18 protein-coding genes and 1 pseudogene are annotated in these 16,771 nt (G+C 45.9%); 11 read left to right on the top strand and 8 right to left on the bottom strand.

Annotated elements, in window-relative coordinates; genetic code table 11:
• The 4 genes and pseudogenes from EDI28_RS27400 to EDI28_RS24735 form a co-directional block, all read right to left on the bottom strand.
• A pseudogene (locus tag EDI28_RS27400) lies at nucleotides 1-324 on the bottom strand (hypothetical protein); the annotation flags it as partial.
• Between the two features lie 161 nt (nucleotides 325-485).
• A complete protein-coding gene (locus tag EDI28_RS24745; RefSeq protein WP_128786533.1) occupies nucleotides 486-962 on the bottom strand; it encodes a DUF4258 domain-containing protein in 477 nt (158 codons plus the stop codon).
• Between the two features lie 127 nt (nucleotides 963-1,089).
• Nucleotides 1,090-2,391, bottom strand: a complete 1,302-nt coding sequence (locus EDI28_RS24740; RefSeq protein ID WP_128786532.1) for a type II toxin-antitoxin system HipA family toxin — start codon at nucleotides 2,389-2,391, stop codon at nucleotides 1,090-1,092.
• Nucleotides 2,392-2,393: 2 nt separating this feature from the next.
• Entirely contained in the window at nucleotides 2,394-2,654 is a 261-nt protein-coding gene (locus tag EDI28_RS24735; RefSeq protein WP_128786531.1) for a helix-turn-helix domain-containing protein, read from the bottom strand.
• 202 nt (nucleotides 2,655-2,856) lie between these two features.
• Between EDI28_RS24735 and EDI28_RS24730 the strand changes: the two genes are divergently transcribed.
• The 3 genes from EDI28_RS24730 (at nucleotide 2,857) to EDI28_RS24720 (ending at nucleotide 4,235) form a co-directional block, all read left to right on the top strand.
• Complete coding sequence (locus tag EDI28_RS24730) at nucleotides 2,857-3,633, top strand: ParA family protein (protein ID WP_128786530.1); 777 nt, start codon at nucleotides 2,857-2,859, stop codon at nucleotides 3,631-3,633.
• An 18-nt stretch (nucleotides 3,634-3,651) separates the two neighbouring features.
• Nucleotides 3,652-3,960: a hypothetical protein gene (locus EDI28_RS24725; protein ID WP_128786529.1), complete on the top strand. Its 309-nt coding sequence runs from the start codon at nucleotides 3,652-3,654 to the stop codon at nucleotides 3,958-3,960.
• An 83-nt stretch (nucleotides 3,961-4,043) separates the two neighbouring features.
• Nucleotides 4,044-4,235: a YwbE family protein gene (locus EDI28_RS24720; protein ID WP_128786528.1), complete on the top strand. Its 192-nt coding sequence runs from the start codon at nucleotides 4,044-4,046 to the stop codon at nucleotides 4,233-4,235.
• A 48-nt stretch (nucleotides 4,236-4,283) separates the two neighbouring features.
• On the opposite strand, the gene EDI28_RS24715 is transcribed toward EDI28_RS24720, so the two are convergent.
• Nucleotides 4,284-6,464 carry a hypothetical protein gene (locus tag EDI28_RS24715; protein ID WP_128786527.1) on the bottom strand — a complete coding sequence of 727 codons (2,181 nt, stop codon included), beginning with the start codon at nucleotides 6,462-6,464 and terminating at the stop codon, nucleotides 4,284-4,286.
• Between the two features lie 470 nt (nucleotides 6,465-6,934).
• Here EDI28_RS24715 and EDI28_RS24710 point away from each other — a divergent pair, with 470 nt between their 5' ends.
• The 4 genes from EDI28_RS24710 (at nucleotide 6,935) to EDI28_RS24695 (ending at nucleotide 10,539) form a co-directional block, all read left to right on the top strand.
• Complete coding sequence (locus tag EDI28_RS24710; RefSeq protein WP_128786526.1) at nucleotides 6,935-8,152, top strand: hypothetical protein; 1,218 nt, start codon at nucleotides 6,935-6,937, stop codon at nucleotides 8,150-8,152.
• A 295-nt stretch (nucleotides 8,153-8,447) separates the two neighbouring features.
• The gene (locus tag EDI28_RS27675) at nucleotides 8,448-8,582 is read left to right on the top strand and encodes a DUF2196 domain-containing protein (protein ID WP_128786525.1); all 135 of its coding nucleotides are present in this window, start codon (nucleotides 8,448-8,450) and stop codon (nucleotides 8,580-8,582) included.
• Nucleotides 8,583-8,642: 60 nt separating this feature from the next.
• Entirely contained in the window at nucleotides 8,643-8,975 is a 333-nt protein-coding gene (locus tag EDI28_RS24700; protein ID WP_128786524.1) for a YegP family protein, read from the top strand.
• A gap of 607 nt (nucleotides 8,976-9,582) precedes the next feature.
• A complete protein-coding gene (locus tag EDI28_RS24695; RefSeq protein WP_128786523.1) occupies nucleotides 9,583-10,539 on the top strand; it encodes an Abi family protein in 957 nt (318 codons plus the stop codon).
• Nucleotides 10,540-10,641: 102 nt separating this feature from the next.
• Here the strand turns inward: EDI28_RS24695 and EDI28_RS24690 are convergent, their stop codons facing one another.
• Nucleotides 10,642-10,974 (bottom strand): hypothetical protein, encoded by a 333-nt coding sequence (locus EDI28_RS24690; protein WP_128786522.1) that lies wholly within the window; start codon nucleotides 10,972-10,974, stop codon nucleotides 10,642-10,644.
• A complete protein-coding gene (locus EDI28_RS24685; protein WP_128786521.1) occupies nucleotides 10,971-11,261 on the bottom strand; it encodes a hypothetical protein in 291 nt (96 codons plus the stop codon). The genes EDI28_RS24690 and EDI28_RS24685 overlap by 4 nt, the downstream gene beginning before the upstream one ends.
• Before the next feature lie 602 nt (nucleotides 11,262-11,863).
• Between EDI28_RS24685 and EDI28_RS24680 the strand changes: the two genes are divergently transcribed.
• The gene (locus tag EDI28_RS24680) at nucleotides 11,864-12,523 is read left to right on the top strand and encodes an RES family NAD+ phosphorylase (protein ID WP_128786520.1); all 660 of its coding nucleotides are present in this window, start codon (nucleotides 11,864-11,866) and stop codon (nucleotides 12,521-12,523) included.
• 31 nt (nucleotides 12,524-12,554) lie between these two features.
• Here EDI28_RS24680 and EDI28_RS24675 read toward each other — a convergent pair whose 3' ends face one another.
• Nucleotides 12,555-13,160: a hypothetical protein gene (locus EDI28_RS24675; protein ID WP_128786519.1), complete on the bottom strand. Its 606-nt coding sequence runs from the start codon at nucleotides 13,158-13,160 to the stop codon at nucleotides 12,555-12,557.
• 180 nt (nucleotides 13,161-13,340) lie between these two features.
• Between EDI28_RS24675 and EDI28_RS24670 the strand changes: the two genes are divergently transcribed.
• Genes EDI28_RS24670 through EDI28_RS24660 form a run of 3 tightly spaced genes read left to right on the top strand, consistent with a single transcriptional unit; the run spans nucleotide 13,341 to nucleotide 16,738 of the window.
• Nucleotides 13,341-13,931 (top strand): restriction endonuclease subunit S, encoded by a 591-nt coding sequence (locus EDI28_RS24670; RefSeq protein ID WP_128786518.1) that lies wholly within the window; start codon nucleotides 13,341-13,343, stop codon nucleotides 13,929-13,931.
• Between the two features lie 10 nt (nucleotides 13,932-13,941).
• Nucleotides 13,942-15,486, top strand: coding sequence for a type I restriction-modification system subunit M (locus EDI28_RS24665; protein ID WP_438942814.1), 1,545 nt, complete (start codon nucleotides 13,942-13,944; stop codon nucleotides 15,484-15,486).
• Nucleotides 15,476-16,738 (top strand): restriction endonuclease subunit S, encoded by a 1,263-nt coding sequence (locus EDI28_RS24660; protein WP_128786517.1) that lies wholly within the window; start codon nucleotides 15,476-15,478, stop codon nucleotides 16,736-16,738. The genes EDI28_RS24665 and EDI28_RS24660 overlap by 11 nt, the downstream gene beginning before the upstream one ends.
• Nucleotides 16,739-16,771: the final 33 nt, after the last annotated feature.

The following is a 16,771-nucleotide window of genomic DNA, read 5'->3' as shown; positions in this document are numbered from 1 at the left end:
TGGGGTCGAACCATACCAACGAAGGCACCAGAGAATGATTTCAGGAGCAAAGTGTTTCCATTTAAATTCGGGGTTGGTCATTGAGTCGCTGGATGAAATGAGGAAAGAAGCGATTCTGAGCCCAGGCTGAATTATTTGCAACAAAGCCCTTTCTATAACCACGGAAATAAAACCGCCCAAAGACTCGCTGATATATTTGCTGATGGGAGAGACAATACTTTTTTCAACTATTTCTGGAAGCAACCGGCAGTCCATCACAATATCACGGTTCAGTTCATCCAGTTTCTTGTTGGAATGTTTGGTGTCGAATGCATTGGCCAGCACTCTGACAATTTCCTGCGGGGTTGGGTATGGCGGTAGCTGGGAGTTACTCATTGAAATATTTCTATCTTATGTTTATATTACGGTTAATACTCTTATCTCTGATATAAAGCGACCATTTGGAAGTGCAATCCAAAAGGCACAAGATAAAGTCAGGCTAGGTTTTACTTCCTCCGAAGCAAATACCTAAGGCTGTTTATTTGCGCATTTAACTGGTTACAGGAGTCTTTTATTGAATGGCCGATCTGAGAATAATACTTCGCTTCTGCACCGAACCCTGATGAGTAGCTTGAACTTGCCATCTCAAAAAAATGCCTAAACTGGCTGGCTAGATAATCAGCCTCAGCAATCAGTACTTTAATCTCCTCTTTTAAACTAAAATTTTTATCTCTGAAGGCCGTTATTACAACACCGGTATGTGATAAAACAACTTTAAGCCATGAATACTCAATGTACTTGGTTTTTTCCGTAGACTTCGATTCGTTGACTTCACCATAGTGGATAACATCTTCAATCTCCCTCTTTGAAATACCCCGCTGTTCCATACGTTCTTTTGCATGCTCTGACAAAAAGTGAACCATCGTTTTTTCCTCTAAAGCACCGATGCGACAGGTGCTGCTAATGCTAATAACTCTTTGCAATAACCTACCTTACATGGAGACAATTGGCGGCAAAGCGTTTGGCGGGAAAAAATGATTTTTTACATCCAGCACATGAAATGTATTACAAGTGTAATACATTTATACCTTTCGAAGTTCCACGACTACCTCACGACGGCAACCGATCGGCCTGCCTCAACATCCCTTCAAAAATCGTCTCGCTGATCGCGGCAGGAAAATCAGGGGGGAGTTGCTGGCGTACAGCCTCAACCGCCTGCGCGGTTTGCGCCTTCATTTCAGCCATTAATTCACCGGCGCGCTGCTCTGAAAAGCCCACCGCTTTGGCGGTACTCAGAAAATGGCGCGGCTGGATAGTCTGCCATTTGTAGTACTTCTTCGATCCCGTTAACGCCATCGCCATTTTCGCTTTCTGCCTCGGGATGCTTTTCGCCGCCATCAGCGGGTAGGCCGAGATAATGTCGTACAGCGGCGTCATCCGATAACGGCTGTCCGGCTCCAGGAACACACTGAAGTTCTTGCCGTGGCCATCAATCGCCCCCAACAGCCAAAACAGAATTTGTGCTTTGAAAAACAGTTCGCGATCATCCGCCGGTGCCCGCGAGCCCAGCAGGAACGGCATAATAACCGCAATGCCCGGGCCGCCGTCCGACTCATATTTCAACGCCGGCGCCACCCCGAGCGCCTGGCACAGATCTTCCTGCGGCAATCGCATCAGCCAGCGGCCGTCCTGTGACCAGCGGCGGTCAAAACGCTCAATCGCCAGTGCTTTGACGTCCTCGGCATGGATGATCTCTGCCTTATTAACCGGCAAACCATAAGCCTCGGCAATTTTGAGACAGAGCCATTCGTTTTCGCAGCTGTCGCTCAGGTCAATATTCTTGTGCGGCAGAATCCCGATCGGCAACTTTAGGATATGGCTGGTCGGGGTCGAGCCTAGCGGCAAATGCCACTGGTTCTTGTACCACAGCAGGCCTGTTTTCTCCTGGGCACCGGCAATAGAGATCCGAAAATCATCGATATCATCCAGCATCCCCAGCGGCACGCCACTTTGATAGCCCCGCAGAACCTTCGCCATACGCGCTTCGGTTAACGGCTCGGCATATACTTGCCGGACATCCTCGAGCGTCGCCTCTGGTGCATACAACTGGATCGCCCCGACACAGTCACCCCCAATCTTGCTCAGCAGATCAAAAGGGCGTTTAGTCTCTGCCTGAAAACGCGATTGGATACGGCTGCGAATTTCCTCGTTGTCGGGCAGCAAATTATCGAAGAAGTTATACGCCAGCTCACCGTGGTACGGATCACTACGCAGTGGCATCGACAGCGATATGGCCCGCGAACCAGAACGCGAAAGCCATGATGGATGATATTGAAACGACACCGCACCCGATGATGCTTTTGATAAGGTGCCAACCAGTATCCCATTCATCGCAACAGAGAGTGTTTGCATCGCTACCACTCCTCATTCCATTGCGAAGTTGCATGGTCACTTTCATTATTGCTTTTCCGGGGCTGAACATGCAATTCCAGATCGAGCGCAGCCAGTAATTTAAACAGAGTATCGAGCTTGGTCCCCTCTGGGGCATTTTCAAACGCCGATACCGTCGCTTGTTTCATGCCGACAAGCTTCGCCGTTTCGATTTGGGTCATCTTCTGCGCCTTGCGCTGATCTCTGACCACATTGGCCAGTATTTTTGCCGAGGTTACCTGCATTCCGACTCCATGCCTACATTATCCGCCATAAAGGATATTCCAATATTATCCCCTTTAGGGGGTATTTTCAATATATCCGCCAGAAGGGATAAGTCGTGACAAGGCAACCGGCAAGACACTTTACTCTGCAATGGCTGATTTCCCTTGAATCTACGCCGTAAAATGTATTACATTTGTAATACACTAACGGAGGTGTTATTCAGTGAAAGTCATCGCAATCATCAACCAGAAGGGCGGCGTCGGTAAAACTACTACGGCGATCAACCTTGGGGCACAGTTCGCCAGAGAAGGCAAACGCACCCTCGCTATCGATCTCGATCCACAGGCCAACCTCACCGTGGTACTCAGCGGCGGCCAGTTTGAGTTCGATACCACCATTACCCATGTCTTCGATTCCGCCAAGAAATACCCGATCACTGAAGCAATTATTCCGGCGATGGCAGCAGAGCAGGCGATCCCCAACCTGTCGCTGTGCCCGACCGATATTCGCCTCAGCCGCGTGATCGAGCAGAGCCTGACCAAGGTGCACCGCGAGCGTATTCTGCTCAAGCAGCTTGACACCATCAAGGACGATTTCGACGTGGTGCTGCTCGACTGCCCGCCGAACCTGAGCCTGACTTCGGTCAACGCCATGATGGCCGCCGATCTGTTTCTGATCCCGGTTGACGGCGGGTCGTTCTCGCTCAATGGCCTGGCAGATCTGCTGGATGCGCTGGAAGAGGTGAAGGAAACCGAAGACGTGAACTTCGCGGTATTCCGCAACGAATACGCCAAGACCAACAAGCTAATCAACAACTTTCTCGACGAGCAGCTCAACGAGCTTGACGGCAAGGTGCTCAGCACCTCGGTCCGCCGGACGGAGGCCATTGGCCAGGCTAGCGTGAGTGCCGAACCGCTGCTAACCTACAAGCCAGGTTCAACAGCACTTAACGACTATAAATCGCTTGCAAAAGAATTAATTGCAAGAGTCAATGTATAACAAATGTAATACATAATTATGAAAAAATTAATCGGTACCACGGCGCTGAGCCGCCGAAACAAGCGCAAGGAAGAACCTGAGGCGCAGCAGGAAGTACACGAGAAAATCACCACGGTGGCCACGCGCCGCAACGTGACCACGGGAACCTCCCCGGTCCCGATGCGCCTGCCTGAAAATGACAAGGCCGAGCTGAACCTGTGGCTGGAAGAGCTGAGCGAAGCGACAGGGAAAAAAATCACCGGCGCCAAGCTACTGCGCGGGCTGATCCATATGCGCGAAAAGCTCAACCAGAAGGCGGTGATCAAGGCGATTAACGAAGCAAACTAAAACTGTAGATGTATTACATATGTAATACATCTACACCCTCAGCATTTAGCTATAACAGTACCCAATGAAGTTACGAGACTTTTATGAATGGCACCAACCGCTCAGATATACGTGCAGGACTGGAAGTCCAAATTGTATTAAAAAAAGACCAACGAACCGGCAACCTGACTAAAGGGATCGTGAAAGATATTCTTACCAAATCACCGACTCACCCGCACGGTATCAAAGTGCGGTTAGAAAGCGGTGATGTGGGGCGAGTGAAAGAGATCCTCTGACAGCCTGATTCCGCTGTACATGGGCTTCACCACGATAGCCATCGATGATCAGCTGCTGCACAGCTGATCAAACATATGCCCATATATATCATTCACTAACCCTTGTGCCTGGTCTTGCAGTTCGACTGTCGGAAAAGAGGCAATGTAGAGAAGGCAGTCATCAAACAGCTTCTCTCCAGCTTGAGAGTAATGAGCTTGCATCGAATGATTACCAGACAGTAATACCTCGGATATTAACTGAGGCAGTACCTTTCCGATTGCTTCAAAGAAGTTCGCCACCGATTCTCTTGCCTGTTCAACATAGCTGTCCCGAATTTCTAGCATACGTAACAAAGAAGCTTCATTACAGCCCAGTAATGCTGCAATATCGGCCGGGTTATCGTAGGAAATACGAATAGCCAAGGGGAGAATACCCCGGTAATCCATTTTTTCATCCCATACCGATAATACCGAAAAGTCATACTCGGCCTGTTTCAGGTACCTACGTTGAGCGGAGAACAATAGATTGCTCGCATACTCATCGAGTCCGACCTCAATCAATCTGTCATGCACCGCTATTACCTTATCAAGCAAACCAACGGACAGCACGGGACGGGCCAGTTCAGCGGCCTGACGGCAGTAATCAAAATAGACCGGATGGTTGTCGATGATGGGAAGCAGTTTCTCCAGGCGGCCCTGCAACTGCCGCTCGGAAAATGTCTCGGTATAGTGGAGCAGCGAGAGCAATCGCACCCGGCTTTCCAGCACCCATCGAGGAGTCTGGTATTTGAGCAGGGCCTCACCCAACGAGCGAATATAGGTATCGATATACCGTCGGTGGCAGGCATGGCAAGCCGATTCCACCCGCCTTGCCAGATCAGTGAGTTCAGACTGGAACAGCTGCTTATAGAGAGCTCGCCCCTGTTTGCTCTCTTCACTGTCCGGCGCCAACGGTCTGCCTCTCACCTTATCGACAAACGCCAGCGCAGCTTCTCTAAGAGTCTGCAACTGCGCCAGCCTGGCGGCTTTTTCTTCAAAGTAACGTGCGCTCGCCTCCTGTACCTTTGCCTCGCTACGGGCAATCACTTTGCCAATCCGCGAAGAACGCTCAACCCCGAGATCATACAGCTTGGCACGGCAGCGTATGATCAGCGCCCGGCAGTCCTCGACCTGCGCATCATCCGTAATTGGGGTACCCAGGCAGCGCCGGACCGCACCAAGATCCCGGCGAACGTCCTTTAAAATATCTTTCTCGAGAACATACCTTTGCTCCTCTTCCTGCCTGGCCAGTGCCTGGCGGGCTGCCTCAAGGTGTTCTTTGGCCTGCTGCAGCTGAACGGCGGTCTTTACCCCGTACGGCAACCGCTGCTGCGGCGCAAGGGAGAGCGAGTGCATGCTCATGATCTCCTGCTGGTAGGTAATATCAATCGAGCCAAGAGATTCATCGACAACAAAGTGCGGATAGACAACATCCAGGTGCAGTACCCCCTCGCTGTCGCTTTTCATCAGTGCCGCTTCGGAGAGCTCAAAAGCATTGAACTGGGCCCCTTCTCCTGCCAAGGCTTCCGGCAACATGCCGTCATGATAATTGGAGCCATAAAGCAGTAGGTGAAAGGTCGAACGATTCTTTTCCATACAGTCAGGGCTGAACAACCATACCAGGTTATAACCCAGCTGACGGTAGGCCTGCTGGCGTGCTACCGCGGTTTCGGGGTGCAGCCACCACCGGGTCAGCTCGAAGACCCAGTGGTTGCCGTCGCGATCGCAACAATAGATATCCGGTTGTCGTCGGATATTGATATCGTGCTCGGTGCTGAAAATATAGCGCTCCGTTGCCACGGAACCGGGATCAATCCGGGGATCGCGGGACAAAATATCAGCCACCTTTTCCTTATTCCGCAGATGCCACTCGCCCTCTCCCTGAAATACCTGGTTGTAGAGCCTGCGCTGTTCACTATTGGGGTTACAAAAGGCACAGCCTTCAGCCTGCTTTTTATGTTCCGCGGATTTGGTGCTGTGCCGAAGGTGCAGCCGCTGCCCGCTGTCAGTCGTGCTGCCGGCCAAAAACACCGGCACCCGGCAATGAGCACAGCGGTAGCTCTGGTTATTCTCGGCAATCTGATGCCGGGTAATGCCGTTTGTTAAATCCGAGCCTTTTTCAATCTCTGCAATGAGACGACTCGCAAGGACCGGGCGGGAATGGTCGCTGATCAGTATCTCCCAACCCTCATGATAACCACTTTTCCCCATAGACAATCCCCCCCAGCAAGGCCAACTCTTCAGCCTACATAGCAAACAATCAATCAGTTATATTTACTGTATTAAACCACACATAATCAATTGGTTGCATTTAGTGTCTTGTTTATCCAGAAGCAGAGGTCACAACCTGGTAATAAACCGCCCCTTATCCACAGCATCAGGCCTGCTGAAAAGTTATACCGACCCGAAATTACGGGCCTGGAGCGAGATAACCACAATTTCTGGGGATAGCTGTTGTGAGTTCATTCGCCTGAGTGATCAATATGCTGCTTCACGATTGCAATAATTTCATGAATCATGAAAAACACTGAAGCATGAAAGTGATGAATGAAGGCCGGCTCTGCAGAGCGATTGCTCAGTTGCCTAAAACTCTTTAGATCTCTTCTATTGTTTAACAGATATCGCGAGTAAACTGCTCCTTGAACAGCCAGTAAAACAAAATGTTAGGTGAGAGCGTAGGTATGAAAAATGAACCAGCCAATAACAACTTTGACATCCAACGCTATCTGGAAGGCTATAAAAAACTCCGATTAAAGCCGGTACACAACAAAGACTATTTCTTGCCCGCATTAACATGCTTTATCGAATTATTTGGTGCATCATCTAGCGTGAGAACGATGATCAGGTGCGCAGAAAAGCAATTACAGGTTAGCTCTGGGATTTCCGACAGCTCGTTGGACAACTTCAGCCGACAAGGAGTAGGGAAAAAGACAGCCGAAAAATTCTTCCGTTTTATCTTCCAAACAGACCCGCAGACATTCACGCAACTTGAATCACAATGCGAAACCCAAGATACCATCTACGAAAGTGACAACTATTGGCCATGGTTAGGGGTTATTTGCAATCTACAAGGCTCTGAAGAAAATGAACTAGCCCTATGCATAGACTTCCTCACAAAAAGGTGTCAGCAAAATAAACAAATCAATAACTATTGCCGGGCAATGAAAGAAAAAGAAACCAGTAACGCCGAAGTACTGAACAAATACTTCGAGCGAACATCTGCCCATACCCTACTCAGTGACGAAGAAAAGACTGCTTTCTCTGAAGGTATTGTCAGTGAGCTAAATAACCCTCGGGGTGAGGCAACAGAAAAAGCAGTTCTCGCTATGCTCCAATACCGACTCGATTTCTACTTTCACTTAATGGCATCTTTTGAGGTTGGAATATTGAAGCTTTGGCTTGAACTCGACGAAGATATCCCAAACAGAGTGCCTGATTTCTATCAGAATGGTTTTTTCTCTAGCATTGCCCATATCCACAGCCACTCATCCCCCTTCAATCGCTTCCTCGACGGACTAAAAGAGCGATTTAACCCCCAAGTATTGAATGGCTACCCTTCACTCAGTGGTTCTAAACTGGCTGCTTTTATCCCAGTAGACAAAAGTGACGAACAGTACGTTACATTGCATGAAGCACAGAAGCGGCAGTTAAGAAAATGGCGTGAAAGAAACGCCTACCCAAGCCTAGAAACATTAGAATGCCTGATTAGCGATCTATTCGGCTTCAAAGACCAAATTCCAGTTATCGCCAAATCTCTCGCTAACATTGGCTTGATTTGCATTGGTCTCGACCGGCAACATAAACAATTGCTCCAACACAAAGAGATCAGTCCTGAATTACTAAGCAAAGCCTATGGTAGCTACCCTCGATACTGGCAACAATATCGCCAGCATATCTGAAAAAAGCCAGCCTCAGTTGGCTGGCTTTTCAAACATTAATTAACGTTTAGGGGGGTTATTATCGCGGCCGCCGCCTGATTTACCACCAGTTTTACTTGGCCATCCAGCACCTTGAGACTTAGACATAATATAGCTCCTTTGATATTTTTTACTAAAGTACGGCATTTCATACACCGTGTTTGATTTCGTAACTAATATTCCCAGATATCGAACACACCAAACAGAGGGGTAGGGAGCACAATTTCATGAGTTGCCCTATCAAATATACGGAAAACAACCAACGTCGGTTTAAACCTTGTCCCCACAGCCAGTACATTATGAACAACAGACATTTAAAATCGTATTGTGTACTAACTCCCCAACTCATCCTCAAGGTATCAAGGTTCGTTTGGAAAGTGGTGATGTCGGCCGCGTAAAAGCGAGACTTTAAAAGAAAAGACCTCATACCATGTTAAGGATACTTCCATCTATCAATTAGAAGGTATCAGGTATGGGGCGCTACGAACTCAAACAAGCAAAGAACCAACAATTTTATTTTGTCCTAAAGGCCGGTAATGGCGAAGTGATCCTAATCAGTGAGATGTACACCACGAAGGCTGCAGCGTTGGATGGGATTGCTTCGGTCCAAATCAATGCCATCGAGCGTGAGCTATTTGAGCTCAACACTGCCAGTAATGGCCAGTTCTATTTCAACCTGAAAGCAAAGAACCACCAAGTAATTGGAACCAGTGAAATGTACACCACGGCCGCCAGTGCCAAAGAGGGAATTCACTCGGTACAATTTAATGGCCATAGTACTCAGGTTGATGAGCTTACCGCATAGAACAAGAAATGATGTATTACATTTGTAATACATCATTTCTCTACTATTCAACGTAACCAGCTGTTAATAAGGTATAATATGCGAGTACACAACCCCGTATAGGTATCGCAGGGATCGAGCAGAACCAGCCCTCGGCAGATAGCATGTTTTACAAAACGATAACCACAAGTTGGCCAAAAATCGCTTGCGCCACAGTAAGATGATAAGAAGAATAACTCATGATAAGCCCTCCTCTTTTTCAAACATGTCAATTGCCCCAATGAACAGTTCTAACTCTTCGCATATAGTGATCATTGGACCTTCAGGTGCGGGACACAGCGAAGAACGTGGTTTGTGATTGGCTTTGGCTTGGTTGAACTACCGAGGCAAGGGAAGAATGGCCGCAGCAGCGGTGTGTGAGATAGAGCGGAAGTGGCTACTTAAAAAGAAAACGCATCAAACAGAAAAAACTTAACTTGCTGATATTACAGATACAAAAAAGCCCGCTATTCGCGGGCTTTCCTGATAGAATCGTTGCAACTTAGTTCGCAGAGGCTGTCTTAAAGAGAGCTGATCTGAAAAGTAATCCAAGTGCTTACATGTCAATATTACGAGATAGACAATCATAATGCAAGCTTCTGACTACCAACAACTTCAACACGATATATCGCTACCGCGCTTATCCAGCTACCAGCATTTCTTTAAGCCAAATAAACCCGCGGATCTCTATGGTTATTACTGCTGGAACGAAGCAATATCAGCCGCATTTTTCCGCTTAATCGGTATCGTTGAAGTCACACTCAGAAATAAGCTACACCGGGCGTTAAGCACGCACTGCCATAACCCGCAATCTAAAGGTATTCAGTTTAGTAACGATTGGTATAATTTTTTAGATCTGAATACGCATTCAGAAAAGAAAATCTTATCCGTAACTCATAGACGCAAGAATGGTAACTGGCACCCCAAATTACCCGCTGTCAGCCATGATGATGTTATCTCTAGGATGACTTACGGCTTTTGGCCTAAAGTGTTCGATATTCAAAAAGATAAGCAAGGTAATTTGCTACCTTGGGGGACGATCATCCCTACCATTATTCCTCATCATCGCCAAAAAAGTGCGGGGTACTGGAAGAAAATAAAGCACCAAGACAGCCTTTATGCTCGATTAGAGATCGTGGGCTCTCTTCGTAATCGCATCGCCCATTTTGAACCAATCTGGAAGCAAGGTGGTTTATTTGAAGAAACCCGTATCCGCCAAAATAAAATTCCTAAATTACTCGCAGCAGCACCAAGTAATGACATTGAATCCCGAGACAGGCTGACACTGCTCCATCAACGCATCCAAGAATTGCTCGGATGGTTATCCCAAACACGCTTAAAGAGTTACCAGCAAAGTTACACTTATCATCAACTGAGCTGGCTATTGAGCAAAGAAGGGATGGATACATACATTCGCCAGCACAGTCAGAACCAGCTAAATCCGAGTACTTTTAAACGAAACTTTGCATCTATATTGAAGCAGCAGAAAACAGTCACCATTCTAAAAAATGGTCATATTTCCGGTGTGTTTTATCCGACTAAATAGCAATATAGAACTAAAAAACGAGCCAAAATGACGGCACAAGACAACAATGATGTATTACAAATGTAATACATCATTGTTAATAAGCACTTTCAAATCAGCCAATTAAAGCCGAGTATGCAACCCAGTTACATCAGTAAATATTGCTTCCAACATATCGCAGTAAATACCTGATTGCTGCGCAACTACCACATAATCCAACTGACCTTTTTGTTTGGTTAGCGCCAATACCGTATAAGTGTCGCAAGGGTCTAACCGCACTTGAACCCGCCTTATTTTCTGTTTCACAAACATACTGTCGCACGGTAAATCAAACTGCAGACCAGGTGTGTCTAACGCAATAAATTGCCTTGCCCCTGTCATTGTAATAAAGCGCTGGCCACCAATCTGAGTTAGGATTGTTTTTGCCACCATCAGGTGGTAATTATCGATACTCATGACAGCCCCTCCACACGTTCAAATTCATCTATCGCATCGATGAAGTCTTCCAAATCAAAGCAGGTTTCTATTGTTTGGCCATGCGGTGCTAACAGCACATTCAGGGCCTTAACCATCAGTAACACGCTAGGCTGACACGCCCGTAATTTTTGATAAGTGCCATACAAGCGGTGATCGATGCACCAAGTGCGATTCATTGTTGTAGAGCCTGACGGCTGCAACGGGGATACGTTGCTCGCGCCAAACGGCTTAGTGATGCGGTGCGGAAAGCGGTTGGAATGTGACATAGTGTCGCTCCTTTGTTGGGTTTTCATCGTCGTTTTCGCCTAACTTCCCGCACTGACACAGGGTTCTGAATAGCAAAAGCGCGAAGCGTGCATTTCACTTTTGCTATTCAGGTTCTGTGGCAGAAGGATCGGAAGTTGGCGATAAACGAGTGCGATGGAAACGCTTTTCAACAAAGGAGAGCAGCGATCACATGGAGAACGCCCGCACCTTAGCAGCACTTAGCCGGTTGGGGTGAAAGCTCTTGCTTTACCTAGCCCTGATCGTGACCCGAAGGGCCAAGACACAGCGAAGAACGCCGTTTGTGATTGGCTTTGGCTTGGTTGAACCACCGAAGCAAGGGAGGCACGACCGCTAGCGCGGTGTGTGAGATAGAGCGGGAAGGGCTTTATTTTAATTCGCGGAGTATACGCCATACTGCAAATAGTATTTTTAATACTGCAATAAAAACAACTTGCCACAACTAATACTTTCGTATTAGTCTTATCGCCGGTTTAGATAGAAACACCTTCTAAACCATTAACCCGAAAGGGATTTATAAAATTAAAGGAAAATATTATGAAAAATATTAACCTCCGCAGAATTCACAACAAAATGGTACTTTATGAATATCCAAAAGAATGGGGAAACGCACCCACATAATGCGTTAACTGAACGTGTGAACAAGCTTTCAACTAACGAACTGACCATCTGCGAGATGAACAATGTCTTCCGCGTACAAGCGCAAATGTACAAAGGTGAAAAGACACAACCTCTCTCACTTTACCCTGGTAATGGGCGTTGGAATGGGCGTGAAATTGAAATTGCGATTTCATACGTGGCAAGCACTGACAAAACAGCTCTGATTGAGGCGCTATATCATGCCGATAAAGAGCAAGATTACAAACAAGAACGTTTTTTCAGTGATAAAACTTTGAAGCCTCGTGAAATGGTGCAAGTCACTTTTGGCAAGCCTCTAAAACTGATTGATGTAACGGCTTTACTGCCTAAGTTACGCCTAAGTCTTCAAGATCTTACTGGCGATGACTGCTACAACATTACTCAAACATTGGCCGATGCATTTTACGCAAAGTTTGGGAAGGACTTCGATGGGATTATCTACATGTCTCGTTGGAGTGGGAAACAGTTAGACTGCGCATCTATCTGGAACCACCCTAGCATCAAATCAAGTACGCAAACCCCACTCATCGAGTATGTAAGCGGTGACCAGGATGTTTATGACATTCTTTGTGATGATTTAGGGTTTGATTACACTCAGGACTAAGAACAAAGGGGTCGCCGTAGAGGCCCCTTTTTTAATATCCCATCTCACCTTCACGACAAGCGATAAATAGCACTTTTTCTAAAGCATCTTTATTAGGATTTACTTGTAGATAATCACGTACAGATAATCCTTCTAAGCGTGAGCGAGTATTAAGCCAAAAAGTACACATTGCCGATGTACCTAGTTCCTTACTCGCAAGCTCTGCATTCACTTTTTCTAGCCCAAACAAAAGCTTCGTTGTCTTCTCATCAATTTGGAATACCGGTACTTGAGGTGTTGGACCGCTATTAATTGTGATGATTAACTCATCCTTAATTTTACCATTAATGCTCTGGCGGCTTAATCCTGCAAGTTTGGCAAATTCAGACTGCTTAACCACACCACCGAATCGTTCAATGTATTCAATAAACTTCTTTTGGCCAGCGCGTTGGCGCTTAAGCTTTTTGATGACTTTGGGATCGTGGTGCAAGTTCTGAGTATGGGCGTTCAGAATGAACTCCAGTAAACCTTGATCACTTAATGACAATGCATCAGAAGTACTCAGTTCTAACGCATGATTTAACTCTAATTCTTGGAGGATATTCGCAACCCTCTTTAATAGAGGAGCGCTTTCAACAGGTGCTTCTAATGTATTCATATTTAATTCCTTTACGTTTTTTACAACTCAATCTTAGTAAAAAAAGTAAAGTTAGTACATAAATAAACTGAAATTGATGTAAATACAACCAATATTCGATAGCTGTATTTGCAATACTGCATTTTTATCCTTGTCTTTAAAAACAAATAATGTAGTATAACCAATACAAATGGAGGGGCTATGAAAGAAACAAATCATAAAAGATTTAAGCAGCTCACTACTCGGTACGTTCCTTATAGCTTCCGAAGTCGAATTGAAGAAGCAAAGAGTGGCGTCAGAGTGATTCAGCCAAAAGATGTTAAAGACGAACAAATTCTTTGGGAAAGCGTCGTCACTACAGCGTTAACTGGCAAGAAAGAGCCTGAATACTTAAAAGATGGTGACATCTTAATATTGTCACGAGGCATGAAGCAGCAGACTTTTGTCTTTAAAAGTAAAGATGACGAGCAGAAAACAATATGCAGCAATGTTTACTATCACTACCGCGTTGCTAATGATGAGATAAACCCTTACTACCTGGCTTTTGTGCTCAACCACAACAACAAAATCAAAAACCAAATAGAAGTGGGATCGGCAAGTAGTTCGATGACAGTAAAAGTCTACTCAAGGCAAAGCATTGAAGAACTGGACATACCGCTACCACCTAAAAAAGAACAAGACGCCATTGTTGCACTGCACAACAACATCACCCAGCAGCAACAGTGTTATCAAAAATTAATGGACAGCAATCAAGCGATGCTCGCGAGCATTGCAAGCCAGCTTACGAAATAAGGCCATGACCATGACAGAGTTAATCCAGCAAGAACAAATCCAGCAAGACGACGTAAACAAAGCCGTATGGTCTGCCTGTGATGCTTTCCGTGGTGGTATTGAACCCTCTACTTACAAAGACTACATCCTGACCATGCTGTTTGTGAAATACATCTCTGATGTACACAAGCACGAACATGCAAAGCTGATGAAACAGCATAAAGATAATGAAAAGTTAGTTGATGCCATGATGGCAAAACAACGCTTCGTACTGCCAAAAGGCGCGAGTTTTTGGGATCTATATAAGAAGCGTAGCGAAGCGGGGAACGGCGAGCGCATTGATACCGCGTTGGATGCGATTGAAAGCGCTAACGGCAGCAAACTCAAAAACGTCTTCCAAGATATCAGCTTCAATTCAGATAAACTGGGTGATGAAAAAACCAAAAACCAACGCCTAGACGCGGTTATCGAGGCCTTTGGTAAAGAAGAGCTCGATTTAAGCCCTGCCCGTGTTGGTAAGCTCGATATCATTGGTAACGCTTACGAGTTTCTTATCAAGCACTTTGCCGCGGGCAGCGGTAAATCCGCCGGTGAATTCTATACCCCACCAGAAGTCTCTGATCTGCTTGCACAACTGCTAGACCCTCAACCAGGCGATACCATTTGTGATCCGGCCTGTGGTTCAGGCTCGCTACTGCTTAAGTGTGGCGCATTGGTACGCGACAACCACAACTCAAAAAGCTACGAGCTATATGGCCAAGAAGCCATTGGGGGGACATGGGCGTTGGCTAAAATGAACATGTTCCTACACGGTGAAGATAACCACCATATTGAGTGGGGCGACACGCTAAACAACCCGAAACTGACCGAAGACGATAACCAAAAGCTGATGAGCTTTGATATCGTGACCGCCAACCCGCCATTTTCATTAGATAAATGGGGCCATGACAACGCCGCTAAAGATAAATTTGCCCGCTTCCACCGTGGTGTGCCACCAAAAACCAAAGGTGACTATGCGTTCTTAAGCCACATGATTGAAACCATGGCGCCGAAAGATCACGGCTTGTTAGGCGGCCGAATGGGTGTCGTTGTGCCACATGGTGTGCTTTTCCGCGCCTCGGCAGAAGGAAAAATACGTACCAAACTGATCGATGAAGGCTTATTGGATGCCGTTATTGGTTTACCTGAAAAGCTGTTCTTTGGTACTGGTATTCCAGCTGCTATCTTGATCTTCAAGAAAAAGAAAACTGACGACAAGGTGCTGTTTATTGATGCATCTCGCGAGTTTAAAGCCGGCAAAAATCAGAACCTATTAACAGACGACAATATTCAGAAGGTACTGGATACCTATAAAGCACGTGAAAGTGCGGATAAATACGCTTACCTTGCGACACTCGAAGAGATCCAAGAAAACGACTACAACCTCAATATTCCTCGCTATGTCGACACCTTTGAGGAAGAGGCCGAAATTGCTCTGGTTGAAGTACGTAAGGAACGTTTAACACTGCAGAGCCAACTTGCAGACCTAGAGACAGAAATGGCGCAATACCTCGAGGAGTTGGGCTATGGCTCGTAAATTAACTCTGGAACAGCTACCACCAGGATGGTCATATAAGTTACTAGATGAGTGCGCTGAGCGATGCAGTGGGCACACTCCGAGTAAATCACATCCTGAGTATTGGAATGATGGAATAAAGTGGATATCGCTTACTGACACATATCGATTAGATAAAGGATTGGTAACTGCAACAGACAAAGAAATATCCTCACTAGGAATTAAGAACTCTTCTGCACAAATACATCCAGCTGGAACCGTCGTTCTTTCACGCGATGCAGGAGTAGGCAAAAGTGGTGTAATGGCAGAGCCTATGGCCGTTAGTCAGCACTTTATTGCTTGGAAATGCGATACAAAGAAAATAATTGATAAATGGTTTTTATATAACTGGTTGCAACTTAATAAAGGTGAGTTCGAACGACAAGCTGTTGGTTCAACAATAAAGACAATAGGTCTACCTTTTTTTAAAAAACTAAAGATTGCATTTCCACCACTACCAGAACAACAAAAAATCGCCCAAATCCTATCAACATGGGACAAAGCGATTACGACCACAGAGCAGCTAATTGCAAACAGTAAGCAACAGAAAAATGCCCTGATGCAGCAGTTGCTGACGGGTAAGAAGCGTTTGGTTAATCCTGAAACAGGAGATAGGTTTGAGGGGAAGTGGTTAGATGTTCATATGGGAGATATATGCCAAATTAATCCCAAAAAGACAGCTGAGCCAGAAAATGGGTTAGTTAGCTTCATACCAATGGATGCTGTATCCGAAGATGCGAAACTTTTAAGAACCGAGGTAAAAAATTACTCAGATGTATCCAAAGGGTTCACATCATTTAAAGATTCAGACACGTTAATCGCTAAAATAACCCCTTGTTTTGAAAATGGTAAGGGCGCACAAGTAAACCAACTTGAGAATGGAATTGGCTTCGGCAGTACTGAATTTCACGTATTAAGAGCTAAGAATGGCATTTCTGCTGAACTTATTTACTTTCTAACAAACACAACAGCTTTTAGAGTTCGTGGTGAACTGAATATGCAAGGTTCTGCAGGACAAAAACGTGTAACTACTGATTACTTGAAGTTATACAAAGTATTTATTCCTAAGCAATTAAAAGAACAACAAAAAATAGCTTCAGTACTAACTGCAGCCGACAAAGAAATCAAGCTGCTCGAAGCCAAACTTGCCCACTTTAAGCAAGAGAAAAAAGCCCTGATGCAGCAACTTTTAACCGGTAAACGCCGCGTAAAAGTCGCTCAGCAAGCCGCTTAAAATACCATCTGGGCCCTTATCTCGATAAGGGCC

The organism is Photobacterium chitinilyticum (assembly GCF_004104355.1).
In the GTDB taxonomy this organism is placed as follows: domain Bacteria; phylum Pseudomonadota; class Gammaproteobacteria; order Enterobacterales; family Vibrionaceae; genus Photobacterium; species Photobacterium chitinilyticum.
Note: the sequence above shows the minus strand (reverse complement) of the source record. Positions and strands in the feature narration are given on the sequence as shown.

Coding starts and splice junctions, on each gene's coding strand:
- EDI28_RS24740 (WP_128786532.1), bottom strand. CDS start 2,391: ATGCAAACACTCTCTGTTGCGATGAATGGGATACTGGTTGGCACCTTA.
- EDI28_RS24735 (WP_128786531.1), bottom strand. CDS start 2,654: ATGCAGGTAACCTCGGCAAAAATACTGGCCAATGTGGTCAGAGATCAG.
- EDI28_RS24725 (WP_128786529.1), top strand. CDS start 3,652: ATGAAAAAATTAATCGGTACCACGGCGCTGAGCCGCCGAAACAAGCGC.
- EDI28_RS24720 (WP_128786528.1), top strand. CDS start 4,044: ATGAATGGCACCAACCGCTCAGATATACGTGCAGGACTGGAAGTCCAA.
- EDI28_RS24715 (WP_128786527.1), bottom strand. CDS start 6,464: ATGGGGAAAAGTGGTTATCATGAGGGTTGGGAGATACTGATCAGCGAC.
- EDI28_RS24710 (WP_128786526.1), top strand. CDS start 6,935: ATGAAAAATGAACCAGCCAATAACAACTTTGACATCCAACGCTATCTG.
- EDI28_RS24700 (WP_128786524.1), top strand. CDS start 8,643: ATGGGGCGCTACGAACTCAAACAAGCAAAGAACCAACAATTTTATTTT.
- EDI28_RS24695 (WP_128786523.1), top strand. CDS start 9,583: ATGCAAGCTTCTGACTACCAACAACTTCAACACGATATATCGCTACCG.
- EDI28_RS24690 (WP_128786522.1), bottom strand. CDS start 10,974: ATGAGTATCGATAATTACCACCTGATGGTGGCAAAAACAATCCTAACT.
- EDI28_RS24685 (WP_128786521.1), bottom strand. CDS start 11,261: ATGTCACATTCCAACCGCTTTCCGCACCGCATCACTAAGCCGTTTGGC.
- EDI28_RS24680 (WP_128786520.1), top strand. CDS start 11,864: ATGAATATCCAAAAGAATGGGGAAACGCACCCACATAATGCGTTAACT.
- EDI28_RS24675 (WP_128786519.1), bottom strand. CDS start 13,160: ATGAATACATTAGAAGCACCTGTTGAAAGCGCTCCTCTATTAAAGAGG.
- EDI28_RS24670 (WP_128786518.1), top strand. CDS start 13,341: ATGAAAGAAACAAATCATAAAAGATTTAAGCAGCTCACTACTCGGTAC.
- EDI28_RS24665 (WP_438942814.1), top strand. CDS start 13,942: ATGACAGAGTTAATCCAGCAAGAACAAATCCAGCAAGACGACGTAAAC.
- EDI28_RS24660 (WP_128786517.1), top strand. CDS start 15,476: ATGGCTCGTAAATTAACTCTGGAACAGCTACCACCAGGATGGTCATAT.